Origin of the sequence: Klebsiella sp. GB_Kp047, assembly GCF_040065235.1 — a bacterium.
Classification (GTDB): domain Bacteria; phylum Pseudomonadota; class Gammaproteobacteria; order Enterobacterales; family Enterobacteriaceae; genus Klebsiella; species Klebsiella quasipneumoniae.
Genome location: NZ_JBEAJG010000007.1, coordinates 62,882 through 75,636, shown reverse-complemented (window position 1 = coordinate 75,636; position 12,755 = coordinate 62,882). Strand labels below are relative to the sequence as shown.

13 protein-coding genes and 1 other annotated feature are annotated in these 12,755 nt (G+C 58.6%); of the genes, 3 read left to right on the top strand and 10 right to left on the bottom strand.

The genetic code is table 11. The features are described 5' to 3' along the window. Positions 1-8 precede the first annotated feature (8 nt). Entirely contained in the window at positions 9-1,337 is a 1,329-nt protein-coding gene (gene dsdA, locus ABLV76_RS05490) for a D-serine ammonia-lyase (RefSeq protein WP_348878224.1), read from the top strand. 3 nt (positions 1,338-1,340) lie between these two features. On the opposite strand, the gene ABLV76_RS05485 is transcribed toward dsdA, so the two are convergent. The 5 genes from ABLV76_RS05485 to ABLV76_RS05465 all read right to left on the bottom strand — a co-directional run bounded on the left by ABLV76_RS05485 (position 1,341) and on the right by ABLV76_RS05465 (position 5,579). Next, positions 1,341-1,763 (bottom strand): regulator, encoded by a 423-nt coding sequence (locus ABLV76_RS05485; RefSeq protein ID WP_348878216.1) that lies wholly within the window; start codon positions 1,761-1,763, stop codon positions 1,341-1,343. Between the two features lie 74 nt (positions 1,764-1,837). Continuing rightward, positions 1,838-2,200 (bottom strand): DUF202 domain-containing protein, encoded by a 363-nt coding sequence (locus ABLV76_RS05480; protein WP_053809841.1) that lies wholly within the window; start codon positions 2,198-2,200, stop codon positions 1,838-1,840. Beyond that, positions 2,190-2,537: a DUF202 domain-containing protein gene (locus ABLV76_RS05475; RefSeq protein ID WP_004202264.1), complete on the bottom strand. Its 348-nt coding sequence runs from the start codon at positions 2,535-2,537 to the stop codon at positions 2,190-2,192. Before ABLV76_RS05475 ends, ABLV76_RS05480 begins: the two co-directional genes overlap by 11 nt. Before the next feature lie 100 nt (positions 2,538-2,637). Further along, positions 2,638-3,960 carry a 6-phospho-alpha-glucosidase gene (locus ABLV76_RS05470; RefSeq protein WP_017899668.1) on the bottom strand — a complete coding sequence of 441 codons (1,323 nt, stop codon included), beginning with the start codon at positions 3,958-3,960 and terminating at the stop codon, positions 2,638-2,640. Further along, a complete protein-coding gene (locus ABLV76_RS05465) occupies positions 3,957-5,579 on the bottom strand; it encodes an alpha-glucoside-specific PTS transporter subunit IIBC (RefSeq protein ID WP_053809840.1) in 1,623 nt (540 codons plus the stop codon). Before ABLV76_RS05465 ends, ABLV76_RS05470 begins: the two co-directional genes overlap by 4 nt. 298 nt (positions 5,580-5,877) lie before the next feature. On the opposite strand from ABLV76_RS05465, the gene ABLV76_RS05460 reads away from it, so the two are divergent. Then, a complete protein-coding gene (locus tag ABLV76_RS05460; RefSeq protein WP_004202269.1) occupies positions 5,878-6,624 on the top strand; it encodes a GntR family transcriptional regulator in 747 nt (248 codons plus the stop codon). Here ABLV76_RS05460 and ABLV76_RS05455 read toward each other — a convergent pair. The 3 genes from ABLV76_RS05455 to ibpA form a co-directional block, all read right to left on the bottom strand. Beyond that, positions 6,592-8,253, bottom strand: a complete 1,662-nt coding sequence (locus ABLV76_RS05455; RefSeq protein WP_004202271.1) for a putative transporter — start codon at positions 8,251-8,253, stop codon at positions 6,592-6,594. The genes ABLV76_RS05460 and ABLV76_RS05455 overlap by 33 nt on opposite strands. A gap of 145 nt (positions 8,254-8,398) precedes the next feature. Continuing rightward, the gene (gene ibpB / locus ABLV76_RS05450) at positions 8,399-8,827 is read right to left on the bottom strand and encodes a small heat shock chaperone IbpB (RefSeq protein WP_004145074.1); all 429 of its coding nucleotides are present in this window, start codon (positions 8,825-8,827) and stop codon (positions 8,399-8,401) included. A 116-nt stretch (positions 8,828-8,943) separates the two neighbouring features. Beyond that, on the bottom strand, positions 8,944-9,357 hold the full coding sequence (ibpA, locus tag ABLV76_RS05445) for a small heat shock chaperone IbpA (RefSeq protein ID WP_004151523.1): 414 nt from the start codon (positions 9,355-9,357) through the stop codon (positions 8,944-8,946). Next, positions 9,351-9,426: a sequence feature (ROSE (Repression Of Heat Shock gene Expression) occurs in the 5'-region of heat shock genes and acts as an RNA thermometer to modulate expression.), on the bottom strand. (Overlaps the previous gene by 7 nt.) 244 nt (positions 9,427-9,670) lie before the next feature. On the opposite strand from ibpA, the gene ABLV76_RS05440 reads away from it, so the two are divergent. Continuing rightward, positions 9,671-10,003, top strand: a complete 333-nt coding sequence (locus ABLV76_RS05440; protein ID WP_004202272.1) for a YceK/YidQ family lipoprotein — start codon at positions 9,671-9,673, stop codon at positions 10,001-10,003. A 1-nt stretch (position 10,004) separates the two neighbouring features. On the opposite strand, the gene ABLV76_RS05435 is transcribed toward ABLV76_RS05440, so the two are convergent. Together ABLV76_RS05435 and ABLV76_RS05430 are read right to left on the bottom strand one after the other, a co-directional pair. Then, positions 10,005-11,231, bottom strand: a complete 1,227-nt coding sequence (locus ABLV76_RS05435) for a DUF3748 domain-containing protein (RefSeq protein ID WP_348878215.1) — start codon at positions 11,229-11,231, stop codon at positions 10,005-10,007. 51 nt (positions 11,232-11,282) lie between these two features. After that, complete coding sequence (locus ABLV76_RS05430; protein WP_032447014.1) at positions 11,283-12,620, bottom strand: MFS transporter; 1,338 nt, start codon at positions 12,618-12,620, stop codon at positions 11,283-11,285. Positions 12,621-12,755 lie beyond the last annotated feature (135 nt).

Genomic DNA, 12,755 nt, shown 5'->3' with positions numbered 1-12,755 from the left:
GACGTATGATGAAACACGCTGAATTGACCAACTTAACCGCGACCTTCCCGCTTGTGCAGGATCTGATCGCCCTGAAAGAAACCACCTGGTTTAACCCCGCCACCACCACCCCGGCGGAGGGATTGCCTTACGTCGGCCTGAACGCCGACGACGTGCAGGGCGCCCATGCCCGCCTTCAGCGCTTCGCGCCCTATCTGGCGGAAGCCTTCCCGGAAACGGCCGCCAGCGGCGGGATTATCGAATCGGAAGTAGTCGCCATTCCGGCAATGAAGCACCGCCTTGAGCAAAAATTCGGCCAGCCGATTGGCGGCGAACTGCTGCTGAAAAAAGACAGCCATCTGCCGATCTCCGGCTCGATCAAAGCGCGCGGCGGCATTTATGAAGTGCTGACCCATGCGGAAAAGCTGGCGCTGGAAGCCGGTCTGCTGACTACCGCAGACGATTATCGCAAATTGCTGACGCCGGAGTTTAAACAGTTCTTCAGCCAGTACAGCATCGCCGTCGGCTCCACCGGCAACCTCGGGATGTCGATCGGCATCATGAGCGCCCGCATCGGCTTTAAGGTTACCGTGCATATGTCCGCAGACGCCCGGGCGTGGAAAAAGGCCAAACTGCGCAGCCACGGCGTGACGGTGGTGGAGTATGAAGAGGACTACGGCGTGGCGGTCGAACAGGGGCGCAAGGCGGCGGAATCCGACCCGAACTGCTTTTTCATCGACGATGAAAATTCGCGCACGCTGTTCCTCGGCTATGCCGTGGCCGGCGAGCGCCTGAAGGCGCAGTTCGCCAAAGCCGGACGGGTGGTCGATACCGACCATCCGCTGTTCGTCTACCTACCGTGCGGCGTCGGCGGCGGCCCTGGCGGCGTGGCGTTTGGCCTCAAGCTGGCCTTTGGCGACCACGTTCACTGCCTGTTCGCCGAACCGACCCACTCCCCCTGCATGCTGCTCGGCGTCTATACCGGGCTTCATGACCAGATAGCGGTACAGGATTTAGGCATTGATAATCTGACCGCCGCCGACGGTCTGGCGGTCGGCCGGGCGTCCGGCTTCGTTGGCCGGGCAATGGAGCGCCTGCTCGACGGGTTCTATACCCTTGATGACCAGACGATGTATGACATGCTGGGCTGGCTGGCGACAGCGGAAAATATCCGCCTTGAACCCTCCGCGCTGGCCGGAATGGCCGGGCCGCAGCGCGTCTGCGCCAGCAAAGCGTACCATCAGCTGCAGGGGCTGAGTGAGCAACAGCTGCAGCAGGCGACCCACCTGGTGTGGGCCACCGGCGGCGGAATGGTGCCGGAAGAGGAGATGGCGCAGTATCTGGCGAAGGGGCGCTAATCTTCAGCGCAGCAGCGGCATCAACGCCTCTGGCGGCCGCTGCTGTCGGCGCAGGTCCCGCATCACCCGCATATAGGGCCCGCTGAGATCGTAAAACTGTCGGTAACCCGCACACAGCGGGTCTTCCTGTTCGCCGCAGCGGCACAGGCGCAGCCACGGACAGCCGTAGCAGGCGCTGTTGGCCGCCGGCGCTCCCGCCTGCGTTATCAACTCGCCGCACCAGGCGCTCAGCGTCTCGCTAAACAGCAAAATATTGATACGGCCAATATCTTCCTGCACCCAGCGGTGAAAGACTGCGCAGAGAAACTCACCCCACAGCGCGGCGTCGCCGGCCGCCAGCTGCGGAATAAAATGGATAGCCGTGAGTCCCTGTTGACGCAGCTGCGCATAGAACGCCTGCGGTTGATGGCAATGATGCGCCTCCACAACGACAGCCTGAAAGGGAGTGTCATGGTGCTGGCCGGGGGCATGAGTAAGAGGCAAATTCGCCGGACATCCTGTCATGACATATCCCTAATGAATAAAACGATCTGTTGAAGGTGAGTAACAGCAAACAGGAATGCCAAAGAAAGTACTGCGAGTGCGATCAAAAATTTGTCACGAACCGCCCGCGGCTGTAAAAAATCGCTGTCGTCGACGTCCATCAGATGACGACGGCGGGTATAGCCCCAGAGTATCACCGCCACTATCGTCAGCACGCCGATCGATAGCCAGAAAGGCAGTCCGGCGCGGTGCCAGCTGTGCTTAATCGCCAGCGCCATCAGCGCGCCATAGCCCAACAGGGTGCGAAACCAGGCCAGCGAGGTACGCTCTGGCTGTAGTCCCGGGTCGCTTTCCCGCCGCGCCCGGCGTTTATCCGCCATACAGCACCAGCAGCATCACCGCGACCACCACCGCCAGCAGCAGGATGCTAATCACCAGCAGCGTCCGGGTATAGGGGAGATCCTGCTTCAGGCGCATCGCCTTCTCGTTATTCAGCCAGCGCAGATAGCCATAGATGGCCATGCCGCCGGCAAACAGGCACAGCAGCAGGGCGAGAATTTCACGGATCAGCGGCGTGGCAAAGTCTGGCGCCAGCTGGTCAAGACCGACGCCAGCGGCGAGAAAACCGAGCGCCGTGCGGATCCATGCCAGAAAGGTACGTTCGTTAGCCAGCGAAAAGCGGTAATCCGGCGCTTCGCCGAGGCGGGAGATTTTCATGACGGTTCCTTGTTCATCGCGCAGCAGGCTTCAGCATAGCGTAAATCAGGAACCGGGGAGAAGAACCGGCGCCCCGCAGGGCGCCGGTCAACGGCGGGGATTAATGCAGCTCCGGCCAGTAATCTTTGTTGGCGGCAATCAGGTCGTCGAGGATCGCTTTTGCCACCGAGGCACTCGGCACGGTTTTCGACAGGGTAATCGCCTGCCACAGCTTGTGGTAAGAGCGCTGTTCCCAGGCATCGACCACCAGTTTTTCCACCGCCACCTGCTGGCTCATCATCCCTTTCTGGAAGTGCGGGATGTCGCCGACCGTCAGCGGCTCCGGCCCGTTGTGACCCACCAGGCAAGGAATTTCCACCATCGCGTCAGCGTCAAAGTTATGGATCGCGCCGTTGTTCGGCACAATCAGCAGCATCCTTTCCTGGGTGTTAAAGGCGATGGCCGTCGCCAGATCGACGATATACGACGCGTGTTCGTCAATTTCCAAATCGCCAGCGGAGGATTTCCCGGCGGCAATAATCGCCCGGCAGGCGCTGAAGACGTTTTTCTCGCGATGATCCATCACCTCATTGGCGCGGGTGCGTTCCGGGTTGGAGTGGGCCACCACGTAGTCCGGGAACAGGTAATATTTCAGATAGGTATTCGGCATGGTCTGCGGATCCAGCGCCTGCACATCTTTCGCTTTGGCAAAAGTGTCGTTCCAGCTGGCCTCGGTGTGCGGGTCGTTAGAAGGCGGCACATAGCCGTATTTCGCCACATATTCGCGCAGTTTCGGCATCAAATCATTGCCGTCGAGGTCCTCAATCGAGGTCCACCAGCCGAAGTGGTTGAGGCCGTAGTAGCGCACGCGCATCTGTTTACGGTCTTTGAGGCCAACAATCTGCGCCATCCGCCCTTCGATACCGATTGGCATATCGCAGATGTTGAGGATTTTGGCGTTTGGCCGCAGACGGCGGGTGGCTTCCGCCACAATCGCCGCCGGGTTGGAGTAGTTGAGCATCCAGGCATTCGGCGAATATTTTTCCATATAATCCACCAGCTCCAGCACGCCGCCGATAGAGCGCATACCGTAGGCGATCCCGCCCGGTCCGCAGGTCTCCTGGCCCAGCACGCCGTGGCGCAGCGGGATTTTCTCATCCTGTTCACGCATCGGATATTTCCCGACGCGGATATGCGCCATGACGAAATCAACATCGGTAAACGCCGCCTGCGGATCGGTGGTATAGCTGAATTCAATCTCCGGCGCCTGCTCTTTGAGGATCACTTTGCACGCCTCGGCGATGGTCTCCTGGCGCGCACCGTCGTTGTCGTAAAATTTCAGCGACCGCAGCGGAAAACGATCCTGGTTTGCCAGCAGCATCAGGACAATGCCCGGAGTGAAGGTGCTGCCGCCGCCTGCGATAACAACTGAGAATTTTTTCATGATACTGCCTCCGTCATGGTGGTATGTTCGGTCGAAAGAGAATCTTTCATCAGGTTTTCCAGCTGGTCGCGCACCTGGGGAACGTGCAGGCCGACGATGACCTGAATCCCGTTGCCGCGGCGAACTACCCCGTGGGCGCCCAGCGCTTTAAAGACGTCGTCACTTTGCGTTTTCGTCATATCGACCAGCGCGATGCGCAGTCGGGTGGCGCAGTTGTTGATGCTTTCAATGTTGCCGGCGCCGCCGAGGGCCTGCAGGAAGCCAGCGGCCTGACCCAGCCGGGTCTCTGGCGCGGCGGCGGCCGTGGTTTTACCTCGTGCCGCCTGGTAATCGGCCTTGCTGTAGAGCTTGATTTCGCTCTCTTCCCGGCCAGGCGTCTTCAGGTTCAGACGCAGGATCAGGGTGCGGAAGACCACGAAGTAGAGGGCGGTGAAACAGAGGCCGATGCCTATCTGAATGAACATCATCGAAGCGTGGTGATGGAACATTGGGATCCAGTTTTGCGGCAAGAATTGATCGAGCAGGCCGCCGCCGAAATTGCCCACCACCCCGCAGATGTACATTACCGTCGCCATGGACGCCGCCAGCACCGCGTGGACGGCGAACAGCAGCGGCGAGATGAACAGGAAGGTGAACTCCAGCGGCTCGGTGATCCCGACCAGCATCGCGGTCAACGTGGCGGGGATCAGCAGGCCGGCAACCTTGACGCGATTTTCCGGCGCGGCGGTGAAGTAGAGCGCCAGCGCAATGCCCACCGAACCAAACACTTTCGAGTTACCGTGCAGGGCAAAGCCGCCCTCCGGGAACAGCGTCTTCAGCGGTTCCGTACTCTGACTGAACGCCTGCAGATGCTCTGCCCAGTAGACCTGTAGTCCCCCCTCCACCACCGCCGGGCCAAAGATGAACGGGCCATAGACGAAGTGGTGCAGGCCGGTGGGGATCAGAATGCGCTCAAGGAAGATGTAAACCCACACCCCAAGCGCGCCGGCAGAGCGCAGGAAGGCCTGTAGCGATTCAATACCCAGCTGGACTTTTGGCCAGCCGAGCAGCGTCAGCCAGGCGCAGGGGATCATCGCGAGGAAGGCGACAATGACCACAAACGATGAGCCCTGGAAGATGCCGAGGAACACCGGCAGGGGTTTATCGAAATAGCGATTATGCAGGGCCGTCACCAGGCCGGAGATGACGATCGCCCCGATAATGCTGGTGTCGAGGGTTTTAATCCCCGCAATCATCGTCAGGCCGCTGCCGGCCGTGGGTTCAACGGAAAAGTCGACGCCGAAGAAGTGGCCCCAGGTCATCCCCATGGCATTGATAAAGTAGTTCCAGGTGAGAAAGCTCACCAGTACCGCCAGACAGGCCCGGCCCTGGGCCTGCTTCGCCAGGCCAATCGGCAGGCCGACGGCGAAAATCAGCGGCATATTACGAAAGACGGTCCAACCGCCCTCTTCGATGATGTGAACGATTTGTGCAAACAGGCTGTCGGGTGCGGTCAGCGCTTCGCCGACGAACATCGGGTTGCGCAACATAATGGCGATACCGACCACGATCCCGGCGAAAGGAAACAATAAAACCGGGGTAAACATGGCGCCGCCAAAGCGTTGTATTTGACTGAGCATTGGGAAATCCTCATATAACAACTCGTAGGGTGAATGGCCTTCTTTTTCTTGGTTACCGGCCTCACTCGAGAATAGGAATTTGCCCGTCCGACAACATGCCGCGCCGTTGCGATTCGTGATCGCTTTCATGGTTTTAATTTGGCCAAAGTTGTCTACTTCGCTAACAAAAGTTAGACATCGATAAGCTAAAGGATGTAATCGATCTAATGAATGGATAATAACTATCTGTCTTAAAACCTATTTTTTGCTAACAGGTGAAGAAAATAACCTCGCCCTTTCCTGTACAAGAGGACTACTGGTGATCTACAAATCCATTGCTGACCGCCTGCGGCTACGGCTGAATTCTGCCGACTTCGCCATCGGCAGCCCGCTGCCGGGAGAGAAAAAACTGGCCGAGGAGTTCGGGGTGGCGCGCATGACCATCCGCAAAGCCATCGACCTGCTGGTGGACTGGGGGCTGGTGGTCCGTCGTCACGGCTCGGGGACCTACGTGGCGCGCAAAGACGTCCATCATGAAACCAGCAATCTCACCGGCCTGGCGGAAGTGCTGCGCAAACAGGGTAAAGAGGTGGTGAGTCAGGTGCTGGCCTTCGAGGTGATGCCCGCCCCGCCGGCCATCGCCAGTCTGCTGCGGATTAAAATTGATGAACGGATCTACTTCTCACGGCGGGTGCGCTTCGTCGACGGCAAGCCGCTGATGCTGGAGGATAGCTATATGCCGGTGAAGCTGTTCCGCAACCTGTCGCTGAGTCATCTGGAAGGGTCGAAATTTGATTATATTGAGAAGGAGTGCGGGATCATCATCAGCGGGAACTATGAAACGCTGACGCCGGTGCTGGCGGACAAGCAGCTGGCGCGCTCAATGAACGTCCCGGAGCAGACGCCGCTGCTGCGTATTACCTCCCTTTCCTACAGCGACAGCGGCGAGTTTCTTAACTATTCGGTCATGTTCCGCAACGCCAGCGAGTATCAGGTGGACTACCATCTGCGCCGCGTCCAGACGCACAGCCCGCTAGCTCAGCCCCCAGAACAGCACGGCGAGTAGCTGCGGGGTGATAATCCGCAGAAACATCACCAGCGGATAGACGGTAGCGTAAGAGAGCGCCGCCGCGCCGCTGGTGGCGTGCAGATTGTTGGCGAAGGCCAGCGCCGGCGGGTCGGTCATCGAGCCGGCCAGCATGCCGCACAGCGTCAGATAGTTCATGTTCGCCAGCATGCGCGCGAGAATGCCTACCGTCAGCAGCGGGATGGCGGTGATGAAAATGCCGTAAGCGATCCAGCTCAGGCCATCGCCCTGGGTCAGGGTCGCCACAAAGTCGCCCCCCGATTTTAGCCCGACCACCGCCAGAAACAGCACGATCCCCAGCTCGCGCAGCGCCAGGTTGGCGCTCGGCGGCATAAACCAGTACAGCTTGCCGATGCTACCGATACGCCCGAGGATCAGCGCCATAATCAGCGGCCCTCCGGCCAGCCCCAGCTTCAGGGCGGCGGGGAAGCCGGGAATAAACAACGGGATAGAACCCAGCAGTACCCCGAGGCCGATGCCGATAAATACCGGCAGCATCTGAACCTGCTGCAGCTTCTGCTGGGCGTTACCCAGCTCGGCGGCCACGGCGTCAATCGCCTCCGGACGGCCGACCAGGTTGAGGATATCGCCAAACTGCAGGCTGGCGCTGCTGCTGGCCACCAGTTCGACGCCTGCGCGATTAAGCCGGGAGATCACCACGTCATAGCGCTGTTTGACGTGCAGATCGCGTATTTTCTTCCCCAGCACTTTCTCGTTAGTCACCACCACCCGCTCCACCTTCAGATCGGTGCCGCGCGTTGACAGCGAGGTGGCCACCTCCTGGCCGATCACCAGTTGCGCATTGTGCAGATCCTCCGGCCGCCCCACCAGGTGCAGCAGATCGCCGGCCTGGATAAGGGTTCCCGGCGCAGGCACCATCAGCAGCTCACCGCGCTTCAGCCGCGAACAGACGATATTGTCGCTGTTGAGCATCGGCACATCCTGAATCGCCATCTGGTGGAGGTTGGGGTTCTCCACCCGCACGTTGATGGTGTGCAAATGGGCATGGCCGTTGCCGCTGCTCTCCTCAAACTGCTGGGCCTCTTTCTCGACATTGATGCGAAAGAACAGGCGCACCAGCCACATGGTCAGCAGAATGCCGCAGATGCCGAACGGATACGCCATCGCGTAGCTCATCCCCATCTGATCGACCACCTCGAACGGCACCCCGAGATCGCGCAGGATTTGCTGCCCGGCCCCCAGCGCCGGCGTGTTGGTCACCGCGCCGGAGAAGATGCCAAGCACCACCGGGAGAGGAATATTGAACAGCTTATGCAGCACCGCGGTGACCAGGCCGCCGAGAATCACGATCAGGATAGCGAACAGATTGAGCCGCAGGCCTGAGACCCGCAGCGAGGCGAAAAAGCCCGGTCCCACCTGGATACCGATGGTGTAGACAAACAGGATCAAGCCGAATTCCTGAATAAAATGCAGCATCGGGCTGCTGAGGGCGACGCCCGCCTGATCGACAAAGTGACCGACGATAATGCCGCCAAATAACACGCCGCCAATACCAAAGCCAACGCCGCGGATTTTGACATTGCCGATCCACAACCCAACCACCGCCACCAGCGCCAGTACGCTGACCGTCAATGCTATCTCACTCATGGTACCGTCCCTGTGAATAACATTATTATTAACAGGGATTATGACCGCGGCCAGGCGGGTTGTATGCTGCCTGGCGCACAATACCAGCAAACAGACAGGCACAAAAAAGCCCCGAAAATCGGGGCTTTATAAGTTTTTCGCTTAATTAACTATTTAACGCCGGTCGTTCGCTGATGGCGATACGCTGCGGGGCGATCTGCTCAGGCTCATTGCGGGTCAGATCGATATGCAGCAGACCGTTGGTGAAGGTCGCGCCAGAGACCTCCATGTTGTCAGCGAGGGTGAAGCTCAGGCTGAAGGCCTGGCTCACCAGCCCCTGGTGTAGCCAGGTGGTCTCTTTTTCCGGCTGCTGCGGTGTGCCTTTTACCACCAGGCGGGTGCCTTCCAGTTGAATATCCAGATCTTCCTGACGGAAACCGGCCAGCGCAAGGGTGATGCGGTAGTGGTTATCGTCGCTTTTTTCGATGTTATAGGGCGGGAAGCTCTGGCTTTCACCGGCGGTTTGCAGGGCGCTGGCCAGTTTGTCAAAACCGATCCATTGACGCAGCAGGGGGGATAAATCGTAGTTACGCATACTGTTTTCTCCTTCTAAGAAGCGAGTGAATGTCTGCGAATTGCGTGAATTCGCATCTGCTCCCTGACGGCGAGCAGGTTGTTACATCAGGCCGCCTTGCGGCCTGAGAGAGACAATTAGTTGATTTCGATACGGCGCGGCTTGTTCGCTTCCGGGATCACCCGTTCCAGATCGATATACAGCAAACCGTTTACCAGGTTGGCGCCGCGGACATGAATGTTTTCCGCTAGCTGGAATTTGCGCTCGAAGTTGCGCTCGGCGATCCCCTGATACAGGTAGGTCCGCTCTTTCTGCTCGGCAGCGTGGGCGCCTTTGACGATCAGCAGATTGTCCTGGGCGGTGATCTCCAGTTCGCTTTCAGCAAAGCCGGCCACCGCGATGGCGATGCGATAGTGGTTTTCGTCTACCAGCTCGACGTTATACGGAGGGTAGCCGCCATTGCTCTGGCTTTGATTGTTTTCCAGCAGGTTAAACAGGCGGTCGAAACCAATGGCTGAACGATAAAGCGGGGAGAGATCGAAGTTACGCATAATAAATAGCTCCTGAAAATCAGCGAGAATCAAATGACCTTCCATCGTGGACAGGCCGCGGTAATCCGGAATACCCCTCAGGCGTATTCTCAGCGGGTTACACCTATAAAATGGGTTTCTCCCCGTCCTTTTCAAGGGATTCGGGGCGTTTTTTTTTGCAGTTTGCCGATGATTGCTTAGACTGGGGGGAGGAGCACAAAAAGCAAAGTGCGATGCCCGCCACAGTGCGGCGCAATAACGCTATGCATTCACGGGATGGCCCGATATAACCCAACAAGGTTATCTCAACGCCCGAAACGACGATGGAAGAACAATGAAAAGCAGACGACTGTTAAAGCTGGTCCTGTTCAGCGGGATAATAAGCCTGAGCGGTTGCTCCAGCGTAATGTCACATACCGGTGGCAAAGAGGGAACCTATCCGGGCACGCGATCCAGTGCGCAAACGCTGGGGGACAGCAATACCAACTGGGGTGTGAAATCGCTGGTGGCGCTGGACATGCCGTTCACCGCCGTCATGGATACCCTGCTGCTGCCGTGGGATATGTTCCGCACCGACAGCTCAATCAAATCTCGGGTCGAAAAGAGCGAGAAGGCCACGCTGGCGACCAACTCGGTGATCCCGCCAGCGCCGATGCCTGCCCAGTAAGTTATCGCCCGGTCTGCGTAACCCACAGCTGACGATAACCGTCCACCTCCTCCATCCAGGCAATCTGTTTACCGTCTGGCGAAAAGACGATCGCGTCCGCCGAGGGCGCATGAGCATGCGCCTCGGTTAAAAAGGTGATATCGCCTGTGCCGGCATGACAGCAGGCAATCCGCCCCTCCAGTACAAAGCCCAGCCACTCTCCCGACGGATGCCAGTTAAACGCCGACTGGATACCCGACGCGTGATGCGTCAACTGCCGCGGCTCGCCCCCCCGCGGGGAAATAAGCCATAGCTGCACTACGCCGGCGTCGTCGCGCATCAGAAAGGCTATCGCCGTCGCCTGCGTATTGGCGCGCACCCAGTGGCGCGGAACGTTCACCAGCCCCGGGTAGCGGCGATGGTGGGTGAAGGTCAAACGACGCTGACTGACGCCCGCCGGCGGCGCCGGCATCGTGCTTGCGGTGCCCGCCAGCGGCGCCCCGCCGGGCTGCTTCCAGCCGGCTTCATCCTGCGGCAGCTCGACAATAAACAGCTCCGGGACTTTGTCGCCGTTTTCCGCCAGCGTATCGCCAATAAACGCCAGCGCATGGTTCCCGACCCAGCCCTCTTCATAGGCGCGATTAATCTCATCGCTGCCCGGCGCGGGAGTCGGCGTCGTGCGGCTCACCAGCACGCACCAGTGGCTGCCGCCGTATTCGCGCGGATGGTGGCCCGGCGGCGTCACCGGCCCATACGGCGCCGCCACGCCGACGTTACGCAGATCCAACGCCGGGTCGCGCTCGTGCAGCACATGATCGTTGTAGGTAAAACTGACCAGTTGGCCGTTGGGGCTATAGACATGGACGTGGCTGCCGCCGCGCAGCGCCCCGGGGGTGTAAGGGGCGGTAATGTCCATGGCGTCCAGATTCTCGACGGTATCCTGAAAGGCCACCACCCCGCGACGGTGATGAAAATCATACTGCCACTGTGCATCCGGCCGCTCGGGGCCGTGAATGAACACGTAGCGCTCCTGGGTTGGATGCACGGTCACCACGCCGACGTGCGCGCCTTGCGTGGCACGATAAATGGTCTCCACCGCGCCGCTGTTTACGTTCACTCGCTCTATGGTCTCGCCGGTGAACGACGCGCCGGACGGGCGGACGTCGTACACCAGCCACTGGCTGTCGGGGGTCCAGGTATTAATATTGGTGAGCTGATGATGATGGGGAGCAAAAGTGATTTGTTTCATGACGATACCCTGATGCGAGACTTACGCATCAGGGTAGCGTATCGCAAAAATTTAACCTACACGTTTCACATCACCGACCAGCAGGATATAAGACAGCGCGCCAATCAGGGCCACTACTGAGATATAAACCAGCGCCGGGCCAAAGCCGTAATCCTGCGCCAAATAGCCAATCACTAGCGGGACGGTGATGCCCCCCAGGCCGCCAACAAAGTTAAACACGCCACCGGTTAGACCGATCAGGCGCATCGGCGCCAGGGATGAGACTAGCGACCAGGTAATGGAGGCAAAACCGTTACCGAAGAACGCTAGCGCCATCAGCGCCATAATCCATACCGGGTCGTTGGTGTAATTCGCTCCCATGATGCAGGTGGAGATCAGCAGCCCGCAGATGATCGGCGTTTTACGCGCCACGCCCAGCGAGTAGCCTTTTTTCACCAATTTATCCGCCAGCCAACCAGAGAGCAGGACGCCAAAAAATGCGGCGAGAAAGGGCACCGTGGTCATAAAACCGGCCTTCAGCGCGGTAATGCCTTTTTCCTGGGTTAAATAGTTCGGGAACCAGGTCAGGAAGAACCACAGCGTCGAGGTTACCGCGAACTGCCCAAGGTAAACACCGACCAGCTTGCGGTGAAAGACCAGCTTCCAGTCCGCTTTCGATAACGGTTGACGCGCCTCTTTCTTCACCGGCGCATCGCCATCCACCAGGCCGCCGCCGTCGCGAATATAGTCGAGTTCGGCTTTGCTGATGCTTTTGGTCAGGCGCGGCGGTTGATAAACCTTGAACCAGATCAGCGACCAGATAATGCCGATACCGCCGGTAACAATAAACACCCAGTGCCAGCTCAATAGCTCCTGGATCCAAATCAGCAGCGGCGTTAAGAAAGCCAGACCAACAAATTGCCCGGAGGTATAAAACCCGACAGCGGAAGCGCGCTCGTGCTCCGGGAACCAGCTGGTCACCATGCGGTTATTGGTTGGAAAGGCAGGTGCCTCGAAGATCCCGGTGATAGCGCGCAGGCCAATGAGCGACATTAATCCGGTGGCGAAGCCTTGTAGCAACGTGGCTACAGACCAGCCAAAGATGGCGATAAAGTAGGTAAGCCGGGATCCCACGCGGTCAAGGAACCAACCGCCCGGTATCTGGCAGAGGGTATACAGCCAGGCAAAGGCGGAAAATACGTAGCCCATTTCCGCTTTGCTAATACCAAACTCCTCCTGAATATGCGCCGAGGCGACGGCGAGGTTGGCGCGGTCAACATAACAAATAACCACGGTAATAAAGATCATGATTAGCGTCAAATAACGGCGACGCCCGGTTTTTACAGCGGTAACTGAAATATCCATCGCAATCTGTCTCCAGATTTTGGGCATAGCGAAGCCGCTCACCATGCCCGGTAATTTACAGAGGGTGTTTTTGTTTTTTATTAATAACTATGTTGCGATGCGCTAAATAATTCGTGCTGGGGAAAGGCGGCAAATTTTCGCATCCCTGGGAGCATACAATAGTATGTGACCAGGGTAAGA